Raw genomic sequence first — 21,084 nt, forward strand, 5'->3', positions numbered from 1 at the left:
GGTCGCGGTCTAAGACGGGGCTAAGACGGTGTGGGGCGAAGGCGGGTTAGTCGGCTGGGGCACTGTCTGGCCCCGTGTGGGTCGCAGTAGCCCAGCGTTTTCAGGAGCTTGGCAACTCCCCGCGACTATACCGTGGGTTGCGTGATCCGTCTAGGCTTACTGTTAATCAATTGGTCGTAGGTTCGATCCCTACCGCCGGAGCCAAAATCTCCCGATGAGAGCGACGACATCAGGGCCTTGCAGCAGCGAGGCCTTTGTCGTTTCAGGGGTCTCGACAACGGCTCTGTTGCGCAAACCGGCTGACGACCAAACTTGCCCCGGCCCCGGCACAGGCCTGCCCAGCCCGCTCGGTCGCCGGAGGCCTTCGACAACGCCTGTCGTCTGCGGGGGGCCTCGCCGAACAGCACCTTCATCGGCCGGCAGGCCACGATCTCCACAGATCCGCGGTCGTCCGCGCTTGCCGGTCGGCCTGGCCGCCGATGTCCTCTCGGGCGCGAAGCTGATCATCAGCACGCCACGACGCGCGCGCGTCGTGACAAACGCCCCAGGTCTTGACCTTGCGGGCTGTCGGCCCACGCATGCCCGCCCTCTCTCAGCGCTTGAGTCACATGGTGAAACCAGCGCTGATTTTGCGCGACAGCGCCGACCGCGCCATCAGACCGTGGGATCAGGCCCCTAGAATTCGAGCGAGTTGCGCTCTCGGTAGCCTTGCAGGAAGCTTTGCAGACGCGGATCGGCGGCGTCGTGGAAGACCTCCCGCGGCGAGCCGACGGCCACGATCTCGCCCCGCTCCATGAAGACCACGCGATCGGCGACATGGGCGGCAAAGCCCATCTCATGGGTCACCACGACCATCGTCATCCCCTCGCTCGCAAGCTGCTTCATCACTCCCAGCACCTCGCCCACCAGTTCGGGGTCAAGCGCGCTCGTCGGCTCGTCGAACAGCATGATGCGCGGCTGCATCGCGATCGCGCGGGCAATCGCCACGCGCTGCTGCTGACCGCCCGACAGCCGGCTCGGGTGATTGGCCTCCTTGTCGGCCAGCCCCACCTTGGCCAGCGCCTCGCGCGCCCGCACCTCGGCCTCGGGGCGCGAGAAGCCGCGCACCCGCTCGAGCCCCTCGGCGACGTTCTGCAATGCCGTCATGTGCGGCCAGAGGTTGAACTGCTGGAACACCATGCCGATGTCGCGGCGCATCTCGCGCAGCCGCCGCGCCGACATCCGCCGCCCGCCGGGGGTTTCATAGCCGATCAGCTGATCGTCGATGCGCACCTCGCCGCTGTCGTAATCCTCGAGGAAGTTCAGGCAGCGCAGCAGCGTCGACTTGCCCGAGCCGGAGGGGCCGATCAGGCAGGTCACCTTGCCCGGCGGGATATCGAGGTCGACATCGCGCAGCGCATGGAAGGTGCCGTAATACTTGTTCACCTTGCGCATCGAGGCGGCGGCGGGGGAAGAGGAAAGCGTGGTCATCGGTCAGCTCCGCTCGAGCAGGTAATGGGTGAAGCGCCGCTCGAGGCGGCGGCCGAGGCGCGAGATCACCTCGACAAAGCCCCAGAAGAACAGGGCGAGAATGAGGATCGGCTCGACGAAGGCGAAGGTCTCGCTCATCATCGTCTGGGTCTGGAACATGATCTCGGGCACGGTGATCATCGACAGGATCACCGTTTCCTTGGTCAGGATGATGGCGAAGTTCACCAGCGCCGGCAGCGCCGAGACCATCATCACCGGCACCATGATCCGGCGCACGATCACCCCGTCGGTAAAGCCCATGGCGCGGGCGGCCTCGATCTGCCCCTTCGGCACGGCATCGAAACCGGCGCGCAGGATCTCGGTGAAATAGGCGCTGCCATAGACGGTGAGCCCGAGCACGCCCGCGGGCAGCGCATCGAGCCGCAGCCCGATCAGCGGACCGCCGTAATAGAGCACGAAAAGCTGCACGAGGAAGGGCGTGCCGCGGATGAACTCGACATAGGCGCGGATCGGCCAGGCAAGGCGTTTCGGCCCGAAGCGGCGCAGCAGTTCGATGGCGAAGCCGAGCGCGAAGCCCAGCAGCGTGCCAAGCGCCCAGGTGAACAGCGTCATGCCGAAGCCGGTCAGCAGATCGGGGCCATAACGGTGCAGCAGATCAGGCATCAGTAGGCGAGCCTCCGTTCCAGCAGCCGCCCCGCCTGCGCGATCACCAGGTTGATCGCGAGATAGAGGAAGGCGGCGGCAAGGTAGATTTCCAGCGGGCGATAGGTGGCGGAGGCGATCGACTGGCTCATCCGGGTGATCTCGACGATCCCGACGACGGTGACGAGCGAACTAGCCTTCACCAGCAAGATCAGCTCGTTGATGATCGCAGGCAGGCCGATCTTGAGCGCCTGCGGCAGCAGGATGCGCAGCCACAGATCGCGCGGCGCCATGCCGATCGCGGCGGCAGCCTCGGCCTGGCCCCTGGGAATGGCGTTGAGCGCCCCGCGCAGCACCTCGGACAGGTAGGCGGCAGCGCACAGGCCGACGGTCAGCACCGCGGCCACCAGCGCAGGCACGTTGATGCCGATCACCGGCAGCAGATAGAAGGCGACGAGCAGCTGGATCAGCAGCGGCACACCGCGGAAGAAACTGACGTAAAGCGCGGCAGCCCGGCGCAGCCAGACCCGGCGCGACAGCGCCCCGGCACAGACCAGGGCACCGACCAGCAGCCCCTGCGCGCAGCCCAGCACCGAGATCAGCAGCGTGTAGCGTGCCGCGCCGATCAGCACCGGCAGATTGTCGAAGATCGTCTGGAACGAGAACATTGCCGCCTCTCGGAAAGAGCGGGCCGGTCAGACCGGCCCGCGGGTTGCATCAGAGCTGCGGCATCTCTTGCGGCAGCTCGGTCGCGGCGCCGAACCACTTCTCCTGCAGCGCCTTCATCCGGCCGTCGTCCTCGATCTTCTTGATCGCCTCGTTGATCGCGGCGATCAGCGTGTCGCCCTCACCCTTGCGCGCGACGAAGGCGAAATAGGTGGGCTTGCCGAACGGCGGGTTGACCACGGCGAAATCCGCGGGCCGGGTCTTGGCGAGATAGTTCAGCAGCGGCGCCGAGCCCGCCACCGCGTCGAGACGCCCGGTCATCAGGTCGGCATAGGCCTCGTCCGGCGTGCCGTAGCCCTTGATGGTGATGCCGCCGATCTTGTCGCTGAAGGCCTGCAGCTGGATTTCCTGTGCGGTGCCCTTCTGGGTGCCGACGGTCTTGCCCTTGGCGTCCTCGGGCGTGCTCAGCGGCCCGCCCTTGCGCTGCACGAAGGCGACCGTGGCATCCGAGATCGGCAGGGTGAAGGCATAGCGCTCGGCGCGCTCGGCGGTCATCGTCACCGGAGCGAGCACGAAGTCGAACTTCTTCACCTCGAGCCCGGGCAGGATCGAGGTCCAGGGCAGGTCCTGATATTCCGGCGTCACGCCCAGCTCCTTGGCGATCTCGTCGAAGAGGTCGCGGTCGAAGTCGACGTATTCACCGTTCTCGAGCATGTCGAAGGGCGCATAGTGCATCTCGGTCGCGGCGACGATCTTGCCGGCGGCCTTGATGTCGGCAAGCTGGTCGGCCAGCGCGCCGGTGGCGGCGAGGGTGAGCGCCGAAAGGCCGAAGAGGGCCGATTTCAGCGAGGTCTGGAAGGTCATGTGTCTCTCCTGTCGTCGGGGCTGGTTGCGATCGGTGCCGCGCCCCTTGGGCACCGACTGTGGAACCGGCGCCGGGCCCGGCGCCGGAAATCGTCAAAGCGCCCGCAGCCCCACGGCCAGGAGCGCCCCGGTGCCGCGCAGCCCCGCAAGGTCTTCCTGCGGATCGGCGCGCAAAACCGTGCCATGCGCAAGGGCCAGACCGCTGTCGAGCGTCGATTCTGCCCGCGCGATCAGCAGCATCGTCCCCTGCGGCGCGGCTTCGCCCGTTCGCAGGGCAGTCACGCGATGACCGAAGGCCCCGCGCCGGGTCATCACGTTGAGGTCGGTCACCGGCCCCTGCACAAGACGCGCCTGTACCGCCGCTTCGCCCGGAAAGGCAAGCGGCGGCGCAGCCGCGTCGAGCGCGACCGTACCCCCGGCGGCGAAGTCGAGCAACATCGCCCCCGACAGCACGCTCAGCGTGCGGTCGATGCCCGCAAAGGCCGAGAACGGGCCATCCGCCGCCACCTCGGCCATGCTCACGCGCCAGCCGAAGGCGTCGAAACCGGCGCCCTCGGGAGAGGCGGCGATCTCCCAGGTCCGGCCGCCGCCGTTCTTCCACGGCTGCGCGGTCAGGTCGTCGCGGCGGATCAGCCTCATTTCAGGATGCCGGGCAGGTTCAGCCCGTGTTCGCGCGCGCAATCCTTCGCGATCTCGTAGCCCGCATCGGCGTGGCGCATGACGCCGGTCGCCGGGTCGTTCCACAGCACCCGTTCGATGCGACGGTCGGCCTCTTCGGTGCCGTCGCAGCAGATCACCATGCCCGAATGCTGCGAGAAGCCCATGCCGACGCCGCCGCCGTGATGCAGCGAGACCCAGGTCGCACCCGAGGCGGTGTTGAGCAGCGCGTTCAGCAGCGGCCAGTCCGAGACCGCATCCGAGCCGTCCTTCATCGCCTCGGTCTCGCGGTTGGGCGAGGCGACCGAGCCCGAATCGAGGTGGTCGCGGCCGATCACCACCGGCGCCTTCAGCTCGCCCGTGCGCACCATCTCGTTGATCGCGAGGCCGGCACGGTGCCGGTCGCCAAGGCCGATCCACATGATCCGCGCCGGCAGGCCCTGGAAGGCGATGCGCTCGCGCGCCATGTCGAGCCAGCGGTGCAGATGCGCGTTCTCGGGGAACAGCTCCTTCATCTTCGCATCGGTCTTGTAGATGTCTTCCGGATCGCCCGACAGCGCCGCCCAGCGGAACGGCCCGATGCCGCGGCAGAACAGCGGCCGGATATAGGCCGGCACGAAGCCCGGGAAGGCAAAGGCGTTCTCGAGCCCTTCCTCGAGCGCCATTTGCCGGATGTTGTTGCCATAATCGAGCGTCGGCACGCCGGCGTTCCAGAAATCGACCATCGCGGCGACATGCGCCTTCATGCTGGCGCGGGCGGCCTGTTCCACCGCCTTCGGCTCGGTCTCCTGACGCGCGCGCCATTCGGCGACGCTCCAGCCGCGCGGCAGATAGCCGTGGATCGGGTCATGCGCCGAGGTCTGGTCGGTGACGATGTCGGGCCGGCCGTTCGGCAGCGCCTCGCCCGCCTTCATCCGGCGCATGATCTCGGGGAAGATCTCGGCGGCGTTGCCGATCAGCGCGACCGACTTCGCCTCGCCCGCCGCGGTCCAGCGCGCGATCATCGCCAGCGCCTCGTCGAGCGAATGGGTCTTCTCGTCGCAATAGCGGGTGCGGATGCGGAAATCGGCACGGGTCTCGTCGCATTCGACGGCAAGGCAGCAGGCGCCGGCCATCACCGCGGCAAGCGGCTGCGCGCCGCCCATGCCGCCGAGCCCGGCGGTCAGGATCCAGCGGCCCTTGAGCGAGCCGTCGTAATGCTGCCGGCCGGCCTCGGCGAAGGTCTCGTAGGTGCCCTGCACGATGCCCTGCGTGCCGATGTAGATCCACGAGCCCGCGGTCATCTGGCCATACATCGCCAGACCCTTCTTATCGAGCTCGTTGAAATGGTCCCAGGTGGCCCAGTGCGGCACCAGGTTCGAGTTCGCGATCAGCACCCGCGGCGCATCCGGGTGGGTGCGGAACACGCCGACCGGCTTGCCCGACTGCACGAGCAGCGTCTCGTCCGCCTCGAGCTTGCGCAGGCTGTCGCAGATGCGGTCGAAATCTTCCCAGGTGCGGGCCGCGCGGCCGATGCCGCCATAGACCACCAGCTCGTGCGGGTTCTCGGCGACATCCGGGTGCAGGTTGTTCATCAGCATCCGCAGCGGGGCTTCGGTCAGCCAGCTTTTCGCGCTGATCTCGGTTCCGGTCGCCGGGAAGATGTCGCGGATGTTGTGACGGGGATTGGTCATGGTGTGTCCTTTCGGCGCGTCAGGCAAGCAGCCGGCCTGCGATGATGTTGCGTTGGATTTCGGAAGAGCCCTCGTAGATGCGCATGATGCGCAGATCGCGGGCGTGACGTTCGAGCGGGAAGTCCCGGGTATAGCCGTAGCCGCCATGGATCTGCAGCGCGGCATCGGCGATGCGCCCGGCGGCCTCGGTGGCGAACAGCTTGGCTTTCGAGGCCGCGGTGGTGAAGCGCTGATGCGCCTGACGCTGGCGTGCCGCCTCGTGGCCAAGCAGCTCGGCCGCGCTCAGCTCGGTCGCCATGTCGGCCAGCATCCACTGGATGCCCTGCCGGCTGGCGAGCGGCGCGCCCCCGATGATGCGGCTCTTCGTCCAGTCGCGGGCGGCGGCGAGGGCCGCGCGGGCGATGCCCACCGCCATCGCCGCAACCTCGACACGGCCGTTGTCGAGCACCTGCATCGCGGTGCGGAAGCCCGTGCCCTCGGCACCGAGCCGGTTCGCCTCGGGCACCAGCACGTCGAGATCGAGTTCCCAGACATGGCCGCCGCGCAGCCCCATGGTCTGCTCGACCCGCCCCGGGGTGAGGCCGGGCGTGCCCTTCTCGACCACGAAGGCCGAGATCCCGCGATGCCCCGCCGCCGGGTCGGTGACGCAATAGACCACGATGAAATCGGCGACGCCGCCGTTCGAGATGAAGCACTTGCGCCCCTTGATCCGCCAGCCGTCGCCCTCGCGCGTGGCGCGGGTGCGCATGTCGGCCGGGTCCGATCCGGCGTTCGGCTCGGTCAGGCCGAAGGCGCCGAGCAGCCGGCCCTCGGCCGCCGCCGGCAGCAAGCGCGCGCGCAGCGCGTCATCGCCGCCGATGAGCAGGCTGTCGGTGGCGAGGAAATGCGCGGTCAGCGCCGAGACGGTCGAGCCGCAGCCGCCCGCCACCGTCGCCACCGCCTCGAACAGCGCATGCGCCGAGATCTCCGCCCCGCCCCAGCGTTCAGGCAGGTTCGCGCCCATCATCCCGGTTTCGGCGAGCGCGGCGAGTTGCGCGTGCACGAAGGCGCCGCTCTCGTCGGTGGCCGCGGCCTGCGGGGCCAGCACCTCGGCCGAGAACCGGGCGAGGGTGTCGAGGAAAATCCGCTCCTCGTCGCCGAGCAGGTGGTCAAAATCAGTCATCTGTCGTCTCCGTCACGATCCCCGCGGCAATCAGCCCGTCGATCTGTTTCCTGCTCAGCCCCAGCCCCTCGAGCACCGCGCGGGTCTGCCCGCCAAGCGCCGGGGCGCCGGTCGCGGCCAGCGGCGCGGCGCCGTCGAAGCGGACCGGCTGGCCCACCACCGGCGCCGTGCCAAGCGCGTGATGCGGCAAGGCGGTCACCAGCGCGCGGGCGCGGGCGTGCTCCGAGGCAAGCTGCTGCGCCAGCGTCAGGATCGGCGCCGTGGGCACCTGCGCCGCGGCCAGCGCCGCGACCACCGCGTCGGTGGAGTGCTGCGCCGTCCAGCCCTCGATCAGCGCACGCAGCGCGGGTTCATGCGTGGTGCGCAGCTCGTCGGAGGCAAAGCGCGGGTCCGCCGCCGCCTCGGGCGCGCCGATCACGGCGCAAAGCGCGGCGAACTGGCGGCTGCCCAGCACCGCGATGATCGCATGGCCATCGGCAGTGCGGAAGGCACCGAAGGGGGTGGACAGCGGATGGCGGTTGCCGACCCGCGCCACCGGCACGCCGGCATAGAGGTGGAGCGCATGGCTCGTCGGCAGCATCGCGACGAGGCAATCCACCATCGCCACGTCGAGCGCCGCGCCGCGCCCGGTCTGACCGCGCCCGACCAGCGCGGCGAGGATCGCGATCACCGCGTAAAGACCGGCCGCCACATCGCCGAGCGCCTCGCCGACCTTCAGCGGCGCGCCGCCCTCCTCGCCGGTCGCGGCCATCCAGCCCGACATCGCCTGCGCCACGAGGTCATAGGCGGGCAGCCCGGCGGCCGGCCCCTGCTGGCCGAAGCCCGAGATCGAGCAATAGACGAGGCCGGGATTGGCCGCACGCAGCGCCTCGGCGCCAAGACCGAGCCGCGCGGCGACCCCGGGGCGGAAGTTCTCCACCACCACGTCGCAGCCGGCGGCAAGGTCACGCGCCAGCGCCTGGCCCTCGGGCGTCTTCAGATCGACGACGACCGAGGCCTTGCCGCGGTTCGTCAGGGTGAAAAGCGCCGACTGCCCCGCGGTAAACGGCCCGATGTGGCGATAGTCGTCGCCCTGTGGCGGTTCAAGCTTGATCACCTCGGCACCGAGATCGGCAAGGATCGCGGTGGCGAAGGGCCCCGCAAGCACCCGCGTCAGGTCGAGGATGCGCAGTCCGGCAAGCGGTTTCATCGCGCGAGTTCCGGCGCAAGCGCGGCGAGCCGGGCGAGGATCCCGGCCAGATGCGGGCGCAGCCGGGCGGCCTTTTCGGCGCTCAGCGCCCAGGGCGCGGCCTCGGTGGCAAGATGCGTCGATTGTGCCAGCTCCATCTGGATCGCATGCACCCCGGTTTCCGGCCGGCCATAATGGCGGGTGGTCCAGCCGCCCCGGAAACGGCCGTTCAGCACATGGCTGAAGCCCTCGGCCCCGGCACAGACGGCGCACGCCGCCGCCTCGATCTGCGGCGCGCAGCTGGTGCCGCCGGCAGTGCCGATGTTGAAATCGGGCAAGGTGCCCTCGAAGAGGAAGGGGATATGGCTGCGGATCGAGTGGCAATCGTAGAGGATCGCCACGCCGTGCCGCGCCTTCACCCGCGCGATCTCGGCCGCAAGCGCCGCGTGATAGGGCGCATGGAAGCGCGCGAGACGGCGGGCCACCTCGGCGGCGTCGGGCGCCTCGGTCCAGATCGGCACGCCATCGAAATCGGTGCCGGGCACGAGACCCGTGGTGTTCTGCCCGGGATAGAGGCTCTCGTCCTCGGGCCCGCGGTTCGCGTCGATCACATAGCGATGGAAGGTCGCGCGCACCGTGGTCGCGCCGGGCAGCAGGCCCGCATAGAGCTCGTGGACATGCCAGTCGGTATCGGCCAGCTCCTGGCCGCGGGCCGTCAGCCGGGCGCGGATCTCCTCGGGCAGGAAGGTGCCGGTGTGCGGCAGGCCAAGGATCACCGGACCATCGCCCGGGATGATTTCAACGGGGGTCATGCGACAATCTCCAGCCCGGTGGCGGCAACCAGCGCACCGTCTTCAATCAGCCCCTGCGCGGCGGCAAGGTCGGGGGCGAGGAAGCGGTCCTCGCCCATCGTCGCCACCCGGCTGCGCAACACGGCCAGCGCCCGGGCCAGCGGCGCCGAGGTGGCAAGCGGGGCGCGGAACTCGATGCCCTGACCGGCGCAGATCGCCTCGACGCCAAGGATCACGGCGAGGTTCTGCGTCATCAGGCCAAGCCGGCGCGCACCATGAGCGGCCATGCTGACATGGTCTTCCTGGTTCGCGCTGGTCGGCGTGCTGTCGACCGAGCAGGGCGCGGCGAGGTGCTTGTTCTCGCTCATCAGCGCGGCGGTGGTGACCTCGGCGATCATCAGGCCCGAGTTCAGCCCCGGCGCCGGGGTCAGGAACGGCGGCAGGCCGAAGCTCAGCGCCGGGTCGACCATCAGCGCGATGCGGCGCTGCGCGATGGCGCCGATCTCGGCCACGGCAAGGGCGATCTGATCGGCGGCGAAGGCCACCGGCTCGGCATGGAAATTGCCGCCCGAGACGATCGTGCCATCGGAGAGCACCAGCGGATTGTCGGTCACCGCATTGGCCTCGGTGATCAGGGTGCCGGCGGCAAAGCGCAGCAGATCGAGCGCGGCGCCCGTCACCTGCGGCTGGCAGCGGATGCAATAGGGATCCTGCACGCGGGCATCGCCCTCGCGGTGGCTTTCGCGGATCTCGCTGCCCGCGAGCAGGGCGCGCATCGCGGCGGCGACGTCGATCTGGCCGGCGTGGCCGCGCAGGGTGTGGATCTCGGCGCGAGTGGGCGCAGTCGAGCCCATGATCGCGTCGGTCGACATCGCGCCGGTCACCACCGCGCTGCGCAGGCAGCTCAGCGCCCGGAACAGCCCGACGAGCGCGAGCGCGGTCGAGAACTGCGTGCCGTTGATCAGGGCCAGCCCCTCTTTCGCGCCAAGCACCACCGGCGCAAGTCCCGCACGCGCCAGCGCCGCGGCGCCGGGCAGGCGCTCGCCCGCCACGAGGGCCTCGCCCGCGCCGATCATCACCGCCGCCATATGGGCGAGCGGCGCCAGATCGCCCGAGGCGCCGACCGAGCCCTGCTCGGGCACCACCGGCGTCACCCCCTGCGCCAGCATCCCCTCGAGCAGCGCGACGATCTCCGGGCGCACGCCCGAGGCACCGCGGCCGAGGCTGAGCAGCTTCAGCGCCATCATCAGCCGCACGGTCTCGGGGGCGAGCGGCGCGCCGACGCCGCAGCAATGCGACAGGATCAGGTTGCGCTGCAGCGTCGCGGTATCCTCGGGCGCGATCCGCACCGAGGCGAGCTTGCCAAAGCCGGTGTTGACACCATAGACCGCCGCGTCGCCGGCCGCCGCCGCCGCGATCCGCGCCGCCGAGGCGGCAATGGCGGGATGCGCCCGCGGGTCAAGCCGGGCCGGAGCCGCGGTGCGCCAGAGGGTTTCGAGCTGGGCGAGCGTGGCTTCGCCGGGAATGAGGGTCAGCATTTGCGTCCTTCGAAATAGCGGGCATGAAGCGGGTTGAAGCCGATGCGATAGGCCAGTTCGGCCGGGTCCTCGATGTCCCAGACCGCCAGATCGGCGCGCAGCCCCGGCGCGAGGCGGCCGCAGTCGCTCAGGCCAAGCGCACGGGCCGCATGGCAGGTGATGCCATGCAGCCCCTCTTCGGGTGTCAGGCGGAACAGCGTCGAGGCCATGTTCAGCGTCAGCAGGATCGAGGTCAGCGGTGCGGTGCCGGGGTTGCAGTCGGTGGCCAGCGCCATCGCGCAGCCCGCGTCGCGGAAGGCGGCGATCGGCGGCATCTGCGTCTCGCGCAGGGTGTAGAAGGCGCCGGGCAGCAGCGTGGCGACGGTGCCCGCCGCCGCCATCGCCCGCGCATCCGCGGCGGTGGCATGCTCGACGTGATCGGCCGAAAGCCCGCCGCGCGCGGCAACCAGCTGGCAGCCGCCCAGATGCGAGAGCTGCTCGGCATGCAGCTTCACCGGCAGGCCAAGCTCTGCCGCCACATCGAAGAGCCGCGCCATCTGCGCGGGCGAGAAGGCGATGCCCTCGCAAAAGCCGTCGACCGCATCGACCAGCCCTTCGGCATGGGCGGCGCGCAGACCGGCAATCGCCACCTCCTCGATATAGGCGTCGGCGCGGCCGGCGTATTCGGGCGGCAGCGCATGGGCGGCAAGCCAGCTGGTGACGATGCGCACCGGGCGCACCGCAGCCAGCGCCCGCGCCGCGCGCAGCATCTTCAGCTCGTCCGCAATCGTCAGCCCGTAGCCCGACTTCACCTCGACCGTCGCCACGCCCTCGGCCAGCAGCGTGTCGAGCCGCGGCAGCGCCGAGGCCACCAGCCCGGCCTCGGTGGCGGCGCGGGTGGCGGTGACGGTCGACAGGATGCCCCCGCCGGCGCGGGCGATCTCTTCATAGCTCGCCCCTTCGAGCCGCATCTCGAACTCCCGCGCGCGGTTGCCGCCGTGAACGAGATGGGTGTGGCAGTCGATCGGCGCCGGCGTGACGACCCGGCCGCCCAGGTCCTCGCCATCGGCCTCGCCCTCGCCCATCGCCACGATCCGGCCTGCGGCGATGCGCAGCCAGCCGCGCGCGATCCGGCGTGGCGCCCCGGGATCGCAGGGGATGAGCGTGGCATTGGTGAGTGTGAGGTCGGTCATGTGCTGGTCCCGTCGTGCTGCGATTCGGGGTTGATTGAAAATAATATGTCTGCACATAATATTCCTGTCAACACGGTGAATTCGGGCGGAGGTTCCGGCAATGCAGACGATCTGGGCGCGTCAGGCGCTGGTGCAGGACGGGTGGGCACAGGCGGTGCGGGTGGACATCGGCGACGACGGCCGGATTGCCGCGGTGCAGGCCGACACGGCGCAGCCCGCCGGGGCGCAGCTGGTGGAGACGCTGCTGCCGGCGCCCGCCAACCTGCACAGCCATGCCTTTCAGCGCGCCATGGCGGGGCTGACCGAACGCCGCGGCGCCGATCCGCGCGACAGTTTCTGGACCTGGCGGCAACTGATGTATCGCTTCCTCGAGCAGATCACCCCCGAGGATGTGCAGGCAATCGCCGCCTTCGTGCAGATGGAAATGCTCGAGGCCGGCTATGCCACCAATGTCGAGTTCCATTATCTCCATCATGCGCCCGGGGGGGTGCCCTATGCCGATCTGGCCGAGATGTCGGGGCGGATCGCCGCCGCCGCCGCGCAATCGGGCATCGGGCTGACGTTGCTGCCGGTGCTCTACAGCTATGGCGGGCTCGACCGGCGGGCGCTGACGAGCGGCCAGGATCGCTTCGGCAACGACCCCGAGCGCTATGCACGGCTGCATGCGGCGGCGGCGCGGCATGTCGCGGCCCTGGGCACCGACAGCGGCATGGGCGTGGCGCCGCACAGCCTGCGCGCGGTCGATGGCCCGGGCCTTGCGGCGGCGATCGCGCTGGCCGGCGACCGCCCGATCCACATCCACCTTGCCGAGCAGCAGGCCGAGGTCGACGAGGTTCTCGCCGCCACCGGCCGCCGCCCGGTGCAGTGGCTGCTGGAAAATGCGCCGGTCGATCCGCGCTGGTGCCTGATCCATGCGACGCAGATGCTGCCCGCAGAGACCACGGCGCTGGCCGCCAGCGGAGCGGTGGCCGGGCTGTGCCCGATCACCGAATCGAACCTGGGCGACGGCATCTTCGACGGGTTGCGCTGGCGCGCCGGCGGCGGGCGCTTCGGCATCGGCTCGGACAGCAACATCCGGATCTCGCTGACCGAGGAGCTGCGCACCCTCGATTATTCGCAGCGCCTGCGCGACCATACCCGCGCCGCGCTGGCCGAGGCCGGGCGCTCGACCGGGCGGGTGCTGCTGCAGGGCGCCGCCGAAGGCGGGGCACAGGCGGCGGGCCGGGCAAGCGGCGCGATCGCAGCGGGGCTCTGGGCCGATCTGCTTGCGCTTGACGATCTCGGCCCCGACGGGCAGGGAAGGACCGGGGATGTGGTTCTCGACACCTGGATCTTCGCCCGCGATGACCGCGCGGTGCGCGAGGTCTGGTCGGCGGGCCGGCACATGGTGCGCGACGGGGTTCATGTCCGGCGAGAGGAGATTGTTTCGGCCTATGCCCGGGTGGTGCGGAGGCTGGCCCGGGAGGGGTAAGCATGCACGGAGATCTGCCCGGCAGTCCGACAACCTGGCAGGCGATACGCGACGTGATGATGCGCCGCATCCGCACCCGCGCCTATACGCCCGGCAGCCTGATCCCGAACGAGGCCGAGCTTGCCGCCGAATTCGGCTGCGCCCGGGCCACGGTGAACCGGGCGTTGCAGGACCTCGCCGCCTCGGGCTTCCTTGACCGCCGCCGCAAGGCCGGCACCCGGGTGATGGAAGCGCCGCGGCGCAAGGCAACGCTCGACATCCCGCTGATCCGCAACGAGGTGGAGGCGCGCGGCCAGGACTATGAGTATCGCCCTTTGCTGCGCGAGATCGCGCCGCCCCCCGGCCCGGTCGCGGCGCGGCTGCACCTGAGCGGCGGCGAGACGATGCTGCATGTCCAGAGCCTGCATCTCGCCGACGGCGCGCCGCACATGTTCGAGGACCGCTGGATCGTGGTCGATACCGTGCCCGCGATCACCGGTGCCGATCTGACCCGGCTCAGCCCGAACGAATGGCTGGTGCGCGAATCGCCCTATACCCATGGCACGATGGAGTTTCAGGCCGTCGCGGCCGGCGCGGCCGCCGGGCCTCTGGCCTGCGCGCCCGCCGACCCGGTGCTGAGCATCTTGCGCATCACCTGGATGCACGAGGCGGCCATCACCCATGTGCAGGAATATTTCACCCCGGCGTTCCGGTTGGGGCTGGAGCTGTAACGCCCTGTCGCGGGCCCTGCCCCCTCCCTGCCGCATCCCCGCCCCGCCGCGCGGCAGGACCGCATGAGCGGGGCGGCAAGCAGGTCTTTCCCCGAAATCCGCGCGCCCCGCAGCAGGGGGCCGGGCGGCACTGATGGACGCGGCTGAGGCCCGTTGACGCAGGACCGGAAAAACTTGGTCCGGCGCGACGAAAGCGCCATGCTTGCGCGTATGATTTTTGGAATTACGCCCGGCGGGCTGCATCGTGCCGCCACCACCATCGCACGCCCCTTTTGGCAAAACGACGAAGGACAGAGTATGACACGCACCAATCTGAGACTGTTTTGGGGGTTTTGGGGCGGTATGGGCGCCCTTTGGCTCCTGTTGAACCTGAGCATCTTCTCCGCCTCCAGCCTGTTCGCCCTGCGCGATGACCTCATGCAGGCGACGGGAACGCTGGCGATCGCGGCGATGAGCGTCGCGATGATCCTGTCGCTCCGGCCGCGCTGGCCCGAAGCCCGGCTCGGCGGGCTCGACAAGATGTACCGTCTGCACAAGTGGCTCGGCATCGGCGCCCTCGGGCTGGCGGTCTTTCACTGGCTCTGGTCGGAAGCGCCGAAATGGGCGGTCGGCGCAGGGCTTGTCGCGCGCCCCGAACGCGGTCCGCGCCCGGAGATCACCGAGCCGGTGCGCGCCTTTCTGATGTCGTTTCGCGGCACCGCGGAGGGGCTCGGGGAATGGGCGTTCTACGCGGCGGTCGTGCTGCTGCTGATCGCGCTGGTGAAACTGGTTCCCTACCGGCTGTTCCGCTATACCCACCGTGTCCTGCCGGTCGTCTATCTCGTGCTGGTCTTTCACACCGTGGTTCTGCTCGATTACGCGATGTGGTTCACCCCGCTCGGCCCGGTTCTTGCGCTGCTGATGCTGGCGGGCAGCTATGCCGCGCTGGTCTCGGTCTTCGGGGCGATCGGCCGCTCCCGGCGGGTCCGGGGGGAAATCGCCGAACTGAGCCAATATCCCGGCGTGCGTTCGCTCGAGACCGTGATCCGCCTCGGCAGCGGATGGCCCGGACACAAGGCCGGGCAGTTCGCCTTCGTCACCTCGAACCAGCTTGAAGGCGCGCATCCCTACACGATCGCCTCGGCCTGGAAACCGGCGGATCCGAAGATCGCCTTCGTCACCAAGGAACTCGGCGATCACACCGCGAAACTCGCCAAGACGCTGAAGGTCGGACAGCCGGTCACCGTCGAGGGCCCCTATGGCTGTTTCACCTTCGACGACGGGGCGCCGCGGCAGATCTGGATCGGCGCCGGGATCGGGATCACCCCGTTCCTCGCCCGGCTCAAGGAAATGGCCGGCACCGCGCCCGATGCCCCGCGCCCCGAGATCGACCTGTTCCATTCGACGCGCGAGGTCGACGACGCGGCGCTCGAACGGCTCGCGGCCGATGCCCGCGCCGCGAAGGTGCGCCTGCATGTGCTGATCGACGCAAGGGACGGCCACCTCGGCGGACAGCGGATCCGCGAAGCCGTCCCGGGCTGGCGCGAGGCCAGCCTGTGGTTCTGCGGACCGAGCGGCTTCGGCAAGGCGCTGCGTGCCGATTTCGCGGCGCAGGGGCTGGATGCCGAAACCCGCTTCCATCAGGAGCTGTTCGAGCTGCGCTGAGACCTGGCCGGGCGCGGCCCGCGCGGCATCGCCGCCCCGGCCGGGGCTTACCCCCGGCGGGCGGGCCCGGGCCGCGCGAGCCCTGCCCGGCCCAGCCACAGCACGCCGGCAAGCGCCACAGCGGCAAACAGGGCGCCGGTCAGGAAGGTCGCCTGTGCGCCGATGCCCTGCCACAAGGCCCCGGCGATGACGCTTGCCAGCAGCAGCGCGATTCCGGTGACGAGGTTGAAAAGGCCGAAGGCGGTGCCGCGCAGCGCCACCGGCGCGGCATCGGCCACCAGGGCGGAAAGCAGCCCCTGCGTCGCGCCCATGTGCAGCCCCCAGATCAGCACCCCGACCGCAACGCCCGAAAGCCCGGGCACCAGCGCCAGCACCAGATCGGCGAGGATCAGCAGCGCCAGCCCCGCGACCAGCAGGCCGCGCCGGCCGATGCGGTCGGAGAGCGCCCCCACCGGATAGGCGGCGAGCGCATAGACAAGGTTCATCCCGACCAGCACCAGCGGCACCAGCGCCGGGGCAAGCCCCGCCTCGGCGGCGCGCAGGATCAGGAAGGCCTCGCTGAACCGGGCCAGGGTGAAGACCGCCGAGACCGCCACCGCCGCCCAGTAGCCGGACGGCAGCTGCGCCAGCTCGGCGCGCGACAGCGGGTTGCGCGGCGGGTGCCGGTCCTGCCGCGGCGGCTCGTGCACCGCGGTCAGGATCAGCGCGAGCGCGAGGAAGGCCGGGATCACCGCCACCCAGAACACCTTGCTGAAATCATCCGCGAACAGCACCATCAGCCCGATCGCCGCGAGCGGGCCGAGAAAGGCGCCGACGGTGTCGAGCGACTGGCGCAGCCCGAAGGCAGTGCCGCGCAGCCCCTCGGGGGTGAGATCGGCAATCAGCGCATCGCGCGGGGCGCCGCGGATGCCCTTGCCGACCCGGTCGACGAACCGCGCGGCAACCACCCAGCCGATCGAGGAGGCGAGCGGAAACACCGGCTTCGTCAGCGCCGCAAGGCCATAGCCGAGGGCCGCAAGCTCCTTGCGCCGGCCGATCCGGTCGGAGAGCGCCCCCGAGAAGACCTTGGTGATCGCCGCCGTCGCCTCGGCAATGCCCTCGATCACGCCGACGGCGAGCGCCGTCGCACCAAGCCCGGCGGTCAGGTAGATCGGCAGGAGCGCATGGATCATCTCGGACGAGACATCCATCAGCATCGACACGAAGCCAAGCGCCCAGATCCCCGCCGGCAGGGCCCGCCAGCCACCCGTCTTTGCCGCCGTCTTCCCGTCCATCGCCCGTCTCCTGCTAGACCGATGCCTGCACCCTTAGCACGGCCCAGGCGAGCACGGCATAGCGCCCGCCCTTCGCCGCCGTCACGATCACGAGAAAGCGCCACAGCGGCTCGCGCATCACGCCGGCGGCAAAGGTCAGCGGATCGCCGATGATCGGCAGCCAGGCGCCGAGCAGGCTCCAGTGCCCCCAGCGGCGATACCAGCCCGTCGCCCGCCCGAGCGCCGCGCCCGAGACCGGAAACCAGCGCCGGCCGGCAAAGCGGATCAGGAAGCGGCCAAGCGCCCAGTTGATCGCCGCGCCAAGGACATTGCCCGCTGTGGCGACCAGAAGCAGCAGTGCGAGCGGATGGCCGCCGGCAAGGATCAGCCCGGCCAGCACCGCCTCGGATTGCGCCGGGAGCAGCGTCGCCGCGATTAGCGCCGCAAGGAACAACCCCGTCAGCGCCATGATCCGGGCCGCCCCGCCTCCTGACGTCTTCCGCCTTCCATCGCCCCCCGCTTCCCGCCGGCACGCCCCGGCGCCCCCTTCGTCGCCGAAAACCCGAACGAAGGCCAGCCCGGCACGCGCCGATCGGCCGCGGCGAAACCCCATCGACCGGACCGGCTGCGGGGCGTAGGCTGGACCCGTTGCAAAAGGAGGATGCGATGCGAACGGTTCTTCTGCTGGCTCTGGTGCTGACGCTTGCCGCCTGCGGCGACAGCGTGCCGCTGGTGCCCTTCATCTGAGCGCAGGAAAAAGGCGGCCCGAGGGCCGCCTTTCGCGTCTGTGCCGATGCGCCGCGGCTTATGCCTGCAGCGGACGGACGACAATGTCCCCCTCGGCCCGGCTCTTCATCGCCGCCACCGCCGCGATCGAGGCCGCGGCCGTGGTGAAATAGGGGATGTGGTCGTGCAGCGCCACGGCGCGGATCGAGCGGCTGTCCGAGATCGACTGCGTGCCCTCGGTGGTGTTCATCACCAGCGCGATCTCGCCGTCCTTCAGCCGGTCGACGATGTTCGGCCGGCGCTCGTAGACCTTGTTCACCAGCTCGGAGGCGACGCCCTTTTCGCGCAGCCAGGCATTGGTGCCCTGGGTCGCGACGAGGGTGAAGCCCATCGTGATCAGATCGCGCATCGCCTGGGCGAGCTCGTCCGACTTGTCGGCATCCTTGATCGACAGGAAGACGCGGCCGCTTTCGGGCAGCTTGGTGCCGGCGCCGAGCTGCGCCTTGAGGAAGGCGCGCGGGAAGTTGCGATCCCAGCCCATGACCTCGCCGGTCGAGCGCATTTCCGGCCCGAGCAGGGTGTCGACACCCGGGAAGCGGGCGAAGGGCAGCACCGCTTCCTTCACCGAGAACCACGGCGTGATCGGGTCGGCAAGCGTCATCGCATCGGCGAGCGGCAGCGGCGTCTCCGGGCCCACATCCGCCGGATAGGGCGCCCGGTGCGGGAAGGCCGACATCGGCTCGCCCGCCATCAGCCGCGCCGCGATCGAGGCGATGGCACTGTCGGTCGCCTTGGCGACGAAGGGCACGGTGCGCGAGGCGCGCGGGTTCACCTCGAGAACGTAGATCACCCCGTCCTTGATCGCGAACTGCACGTTCATCAGGCCGACGACATTCAGCCCCCTGGCCATCAGCACGGTCTGGCGCTTCACTTCCTCGATCAGCTCGGGGGAGAGCGAATAGGGCGGCAGCGAGCAGGCGCTGTCGCCCGAGTGCACGCCGGCTTCCTCGATGTGCTGCATGATGCCCGCCACATGCACGGTCTCGCCGTCCGAAAGCGCGTCGACATCCATCTCGATCGCGCCCGAAAGGTAGCTGTCGAGCAGCACCGGGCTGTCGCCCGAGACCACCACCGCGGTGGTGATGTAGCGCTTGAGCTGTTCGAGGTCGCGCACGATCTCCATCGCGCGTCCGCCCAGAACGTAGGACGGGCGGATCACCAGCGGATAGCCGACCCGGCCGGCGATCTCGAAGGCTTCGGCGGCGGAATGGGCGATACCGTTCACCGGCTGCTTCAGGTCGAGCTCGTTCAGCAGCTGCTGGAAGCGCTCGCGGTCCTCGGCAAGGTCGATCGCGTCGGGCGTGGTGCCGAGGATCGGGATGCCTTCGGCTTCGAGCGCATTGGCGAGTTTCAGCGGCGTCTGGCCGCCGAACTGCACGATCACACCGTGCAGCGTGCCGTTCTCCTGCTCGACACGCAGGATTTCGAGCACCGATTCGAGGGTCAGCGGCTCGAAATACAACCGGTCCGAGGTGTCGTAGTCGGTCGACACGGTCTCGGGGTTGCAGTTGATCATGATCGTCTCGTAGCCGGTCTTGCTGAGCGAGAAGCAGGCATGGCAGCAGCAATAGTCGAACTCGATGCCCTGGCCGATGCGGTTCGGGCCACCGCCGAGGATGACGACCTTCTTGCGGTCCGAGGGCCGCGCCTCGCATTCGACGTCGCCCATCGCCGGGGCTTCGTAGGTCGAATACATGTAGGGGGTCTGGGCCTCGAATTCGGCCGCGCAGGTGTCGATGCGCTTGAACACCGCCTTGACGCCGAGGTTGCGGCGCGCGCGCCGCACCTGCGCCTCGTCGCGGCCGGTGAGCTTCGCGAGACGCTTGTCGGTGAAGCCCATCATCTTCAGCCGGCGCAGGCCGTCGCTGGTCAGCGGCAGGCCGGACTTGCGGATCTCGGCCTCGACCTCGACGATCTCGCGGATGCGGGCCAGGAACCAGGGGTCATAGCTGGTCGCGACGTTGATCTCTTCGTCGCTCAGCCCGTGGCGCATCGCCTGGGCGATGATCCGGATGCGGTCGGGCGTCTGGTGCGACAGCGCCTTGACCACCGCGGCCTTGTCGGGCGCGCCGGGGATCTCGATCTCGTCGAAGCCCGAGAGGCCGGTTTCCAGCGAGGCAAGCGCCTTCTGCATCGATTCGTGGAAGGTGCGGCCGATCGCCATCGCCTCGCCCACCGATTTCATCGCGGTGGTCAGGTCGGGTTTCGAGCCCGGGAACTTCTCGAAGGCGAAGCGCGGGATCTTCGTCACGACATAGTCGATCGTCGGCTCGAAGCTGGCCGGCGTCACCTTGGTGATGTCATTGTCGAGCTCGTCAAGCGTGTAGCCGATGGCCAGCTTCGCCGCGATCTTGGCGATCGGGAAGCCGGTGGCCTTCGAGGCGAGCGCGGAGGAGCGCGACACGCGCGGGTTCATCTCGATCACCACCATGCGGCCGTCTGCGGGGTTGATCGCCCATTGCACGTTCGAGCCGCCGGTCTCGACGCCGATCTCGCGCAGCACGGCGATCGAGCCGTTGCGCATGATCTGATATTCCTTGTCGGTCAGCGTCAGCGCCGGGGCGACGGTGATCGAATCGCCGGTGTGCACGCCCATCGGATCGACGTTCTCGATGGCGCAGACGATGATCGCGTTGTCCGCCTTGTCGCGGACGACCTCCATCTCGTATTCCTTCCAGCCCAGAAGGGATTCGTCGACGAGGATCTGCGCCACCGGCGAGGCGTCGAGGCCCGAGTGGCAGATCTCGATGAAGTCGTCGCGGTTGTAGGCGACGCCGCCGCCGGTGCCGCCGAGCGTGAAGGCGGGGCGGATGATCGCCGGCAGGCCGATGTGCTCGAGCTCGGCCAGCGCCTGCTGCACGCCCGCGTTGATGTCGAAATGCCCGTTTTCGAGCTTCGGCGCGGTGATGATCGTGGCCTTGGGGTTCTCGAGGCCGATGCGGTCCATCGCCTCGCGGAACAGCTTGCGGTCCTCGGCCATCTCGATGGCCTCGCGGTTGGCGCCGATCAGCTCGACGTTGAATTTCTCCAAAACGCCCATGTCGGCAAGGGCAAGCGCGGTGTTCAGGCCGGTCTGCCCGCCCATCGTCGGCAAGATCGCGTCGGGGCGTTCCTTCTCGATGATCTTCGCCACGACCTCGGGAGTGATCGGCTCGATATAGGTCGCGTCGGCCATCTCCGGATCGGTCATGATCGTCGCCGGGTTCGAGTTCACCAGGATCACCCGGTAGCCCTCTTCGCGCAGCGCCTTGCAGGCCTGGGCGCCCGAGTAGTCGAACTCGCAGGCCTGGCCGATCACGATGGGGCCCGCACCGATGATGAGGATGGACTTGATGTCGGTTCTCTTCGGCATGGTGACCCCTATTTTTTGCGACAGGTTTGCAGCAGCGAAACGGGGCCAGCAGGCCCCGCGCAAAT

17 protein-coding genes are annotated in these 21,084 nt (G+C 69.4%); 3 read left to right on the forward strand and 14 right to left on the reverse strand.

Annotated elements, in window-relative coordinates:
* Window positions 1–675 precede the first annotated feature (675 nt).
* From EOW66_RS11390 to hutI, 11 genes are all read right to left on the reverse strand, one after another.
* Window positions 676–1,470 (reverse strand): amino acid ABC transporter ATP-binding protein, encoded by a 795-nt coding sequence (locus EOW66_RS11390; RefSeq protein WP_164880109.1) that lies wholly within the window; start codon window positions 1,468–1,470, stop codon window positions 676–678.
* A gap of 3 nt (window positions 1,471–1,473) precedes the next feature.
* On the reverse strand, window positions 1,474–2,133 hold the full coding sequence (locus EOW66_RS11395; protein ID WP_239017569.1) for an amino acid ABC transporter permease: 660 nt from the start codon (window positions 2,131–2,133) through the stop codon (window positions 1,474–1,476).
* Window positions 2,133–2,780: an amino acid ABC transporter permease gene (locus EOW66_RS11400; RefSeq protein ID WP_113899733.1), complete on the reverse strand. Its 648-nt coding sequence runs from the start codon at window positions 2,778–2,780 to the stop codon at window positions 2,133–2,135. The genes EOW66_RS11395 and EOW66_RS11400 overlap by 1 nt, the downstream gene beginning before the upstream one ends.
* A gap of 49 nt (window positions 2,781–2,829) precedes the next feature.
* Window positions 2,830–3,642, reverse strand: coding sequence for a transporter substrate-binding domain-containing protein (locus EOW66_RS11405; RefSeq protein ID WP_128156478.1), 813 nt, complete (start codon window positions 3,640–3,642; stop codon window positions 2,830–2,832).
* A 93-nt stretch (window positions 3,643–3,735) separates the two neighbouring features.
* Window positions 3,736–4,281 (reverse strand): HutD/Ves family protein, encoded by a 546-nt coding sequence (locus EOW66_RS11410; RefSeq protein WP_128156479.1) that lies wholly within the window; start codon window positions 4,279–4,281, stop codon window positions 3,736–3,738.
* A complete protein-coding gene (gene hutU, locus EOW66_RS11415) occupies window positions 4,278–5,972 on the reverse strand; it encodes a urocanate hydratase (protein ID WP_128156480.1) in 1,695 nt (564 codons plus the stop codon). The genes EOW66_RS11410 and hutU overlap by 4 nt, the downstream gene beginning before the upstream one ends.
* Window positions 5,973–5,991: 19 nt before the next feature.
* Entirely contained in the window at window positions 5,992–7,134 is a 1,143-nt protein-coding gene (locus EOW66_RS11420) for an acyl-CoA dehydrogenase family protein (protein ID WP_128150538.1), read from the reverse strand.
* A complete protein-coding gene (locus EOW66_RS11425) occupies window positions 7,127–8,323 on the reverse strand; it encodes a CaiB/BaiF CoA transferase family protein (protein WP_128156481.1) in 1,197 nt (398 codons plus the stop codon). The genes EOW66_RS11420 and EOW66_RS11425 overlap by 8 nt, the downstream gene beginning before the upstream one ends.
* The gene (gene hutG / locus EOW66_RS11430) at window positions 8,320–9,114 is read right to left on the reverse strand and encodes an N-formylglutamate deformylase (protein ID WP_128156482.1); all 795 of its coding nucleotides are present in this window, start codon (window positions 9,112–9,114) and stop codon (window positions 8,320–8,322) included. The genes EOW66_RS11425 and hutG overlap by 4 nt, the downstream gene beginning before the upstream one ends.
* A complete protein-coding gene (gene hutH, locus EOW66_RS11435) occupies window positions 9,111–10,631 on the reverse strand; it encodes a histidine ammonia-lyase (RefSeq protein WP_113899740.1) in 1,521 nt (506 codons plus the stop codon). Before hutH ends, hutG begins: the two co-directional genes overlap by 4 nt.
* Window positions 10,625–11,803 (reverse strand): imidazolonepropionase, encoded by a 1,179-nt coding sequence (gene hutI, locus EOW66_RS11440; protein ID WP_128156483.1) that lies wholly within the window; start codon window positions 11,801–11,803, stop codon window positions 10,625–10,627. The genes hutH and hutI overlap by 7 nt, the downstream gene beginning before the upstream one ends.
* Before the next feature lie 100 nt (window positions 11,804–11,903).
* On the opposite strand from hutI, the gene EOW66_RS11445 reads away from it, so the two are divergent.
* From EOW66_RS11445 to EOW66_RS11455, 3 genes are all read left to right on the forward strand, one after another.
* Window positions 11,904–13,274, forward strand: a complete 1,371-nt coding sequence (locus EOW66_RS11445; protein WP_128156484.1) for a formimidoylglutamate deiminase — start codon at window positions 11,904–11,906, stop codon at window positions 13,272–13,274.
* A 2-nt stretch (window positions 13,275–13,276) separates the two neighbouring features.
* A complete protein-coding gene (locus EOW66_RS11450) occupies window positions 13,277–13,984 on the forward strand; it encodes a GntR family transcriptional regulator (RefSeq protein WP_128156485.1) in 708 nt (235 codons plus the stop codon).
* 417 nt (window positions 13,985–14,401) lie between these two features.
* Window positions 14,402–15,628, forward strand: coding sequence for a ferredoxin reductase family protein (locus tag EOW66_RS11455; protein WP_239017570.1), 1,227 nt, complete (start codon window positions 14,402–14,404; stop codon window positions 15,626–15,628).
* Between the two features lie 47 nt (window positions 15,629–15,675).
* Here EOW66_RS11455 and EOW66_RS11460 read toward each other — a convergent pair whose 3' ends face one another.
* The 3 genes from EOW66_RS11460 to carB form a co-directional block, all read right to left on the reverse strand.
* Complete coding sequence (locus tag EOW66_RS11460; protein ID WP_128156487.1) at window positions 15,676–16,902, reverse strand: MFS transporter; 1,227 nt, start codon at window positions 16,900–16,902, stop codon at window positions 15,676–15,678.
* Window positions 16,903–16,915: 13 nt separating this feature from the next.
* On the reverse strand, window positions 16,916–17,350 hold the full coding sequence (locus tag EOW66_RS11465; protein ID WP_128156488.1) for a YqaA family protein: 435 nt from the start codon (window positions 17,348–17,350) through the stop codon (window positions 16,916–16,918).
* Between the two features lie 336 nt (window positions 17,351–17,686).
* Entirely contained in the window at window positions 17,687–21,019 is a 3,333-nt protein-coding gene (gene carB, locus EOW66_RS11470; protein WP_128156489.1) for a carbamoyl-phosphate synthase large subunit, read from the reverse strand.
* Between the last annotated feature and the right edge of the window lie 65 nt (window positions 21,020–21,084).

Origin of the sequence: Paenirhodobacter huangdaonensis, from assembly GCF_004022465.1 — a bacterium.
GTDB lineage: Bacteria > Pseudomonadota > Alphaproteobacteria > Rhodobacterales > Rhodobacteraceae > Rhodobacter > Rhodobacter huangdaonensis.

Excerpts from the sequence above, each read along its gene's own strand:
- EOW66_RS11390 (WP_164880109.1), bottom strand. The coding sequence starts at position 1,470 with ATGACCACGCTTTCCTCTTCCCCCGCCGCCGCCTCGATGCGCAAGGTG.
- EOW66_RS11395 (WP_239017569.1), bottom strand. The coding sequence starts at position 2,133 with ATGCCTGATCTGCTGCACCGTTATGGCCCCGATCTGCTGACCGGCTTC.
- EOW66_RS11400 (WP_113899733.1), bottom strand. The coding sequence starts at position 2,780 with ATGTTCTCGTTCCAGACGATCTTCGACAATCTGCCGGTGCTGATCGGC.
- EOW66_RS11405 (WP_128156478.1), bottom strand. The coding sequence starts at position 3,642 with ATGACCTTCCAGACCTCGCTGAAATCGGCCCTCTTCGGCCTTTCGGCG.
- EOW66_RS11410 (WP_128156479.1), bottom strand. The coding sequence starts at position 4,281 with ATGAGGCTGATCCGCCGCGACGACCTGACCGCGCAGCCGTGGAAGAAC.
- hutU (WP_128156480.1), bottom strand. The coding sequence starts at position 5,972 with ATGACCAATCCCCGTCACAACATCCGCGACATCTTCCCGGCGACCGGA.
- EOW66_RS11420 (WP_128150538.1), bottom strand. The coding sequence starts at position 7,134 with ATGACTGATTTTGACCACCTGCTCGGCGACGAGGAGCGGATTTTCCTC.
- EOW66_RS11425 (WP_128156481.1), bottom strand. The coding sequence starts at position 8,323 with ATGAAACCGCTTGCCGGACTGCGCATCCTCGACCTGACGCGGGTGCTT.
- hutG (WP_128156482.1), bottom strand. The coding sequence starts at position 9,114 with ATGACCCCCGTTGAAATCATCCCGGGCGATGGTCCGGTGATCCTTGGC.
- hutH (WP_113899740.1), bottom strand. The coding sequence starts at position 10,631 with ATGCTGACCCTCATTCCCGGCGAAGCCACGCTCGCCCAGCTCGAAACC.
- hutI (WP_128156483.1), bottom strand. The coding sequence starts at position 11,803 with ATGACCGACCTCACACTCACCAATGCCACGCTCATCCCCTGCGATCCC.
- EOW66_RS11445 (WP_128156484.1), top strand. The coding sequence starts at position 11,904 with ATGCAGACGATCTGGGCGCGTCAGGCGCTGGTGCAGGACGGGTGGGCA.
- EOW66_RS11450 (WP_128156485.1), top strand. The coding sequence starts at position 13,277 with ATGCACGGAGATCTGCCCGGCAGTCCGACAACCTGGCAGGCGATACGC.
- EOW66_RS11455 (WP_239017570.1), top strand. The coding sequence starts at position 14,402 with ATGCAGGCGACGGGAACGCTGGCGATCGCGGCGATGAGCGTCGCGATG.
- EOW66_RS11460 (WP_128156487.1), bottom strand. The coding sequence starts at position 16,902 with ATGGACGGGAAGACGGCGGCAAAGACGGGTGGCTGGCGGGCCCTGCCG.
- EOW66_RS11465 (WP_128156488.1), bottom strand. The coding sequence starts at position 17,350 with ATGGCGCTGACGGGGTTGTTCCTTGCGGCGCTAATCGCGGCGACGCTG.
- carB (WP_128156489.1), bottom strand. The coding sequence starts at position 21,019 with ATGCCGAAGAGAACCGACATCAAGTCCATCCTCATCATCGGTGCGGGC.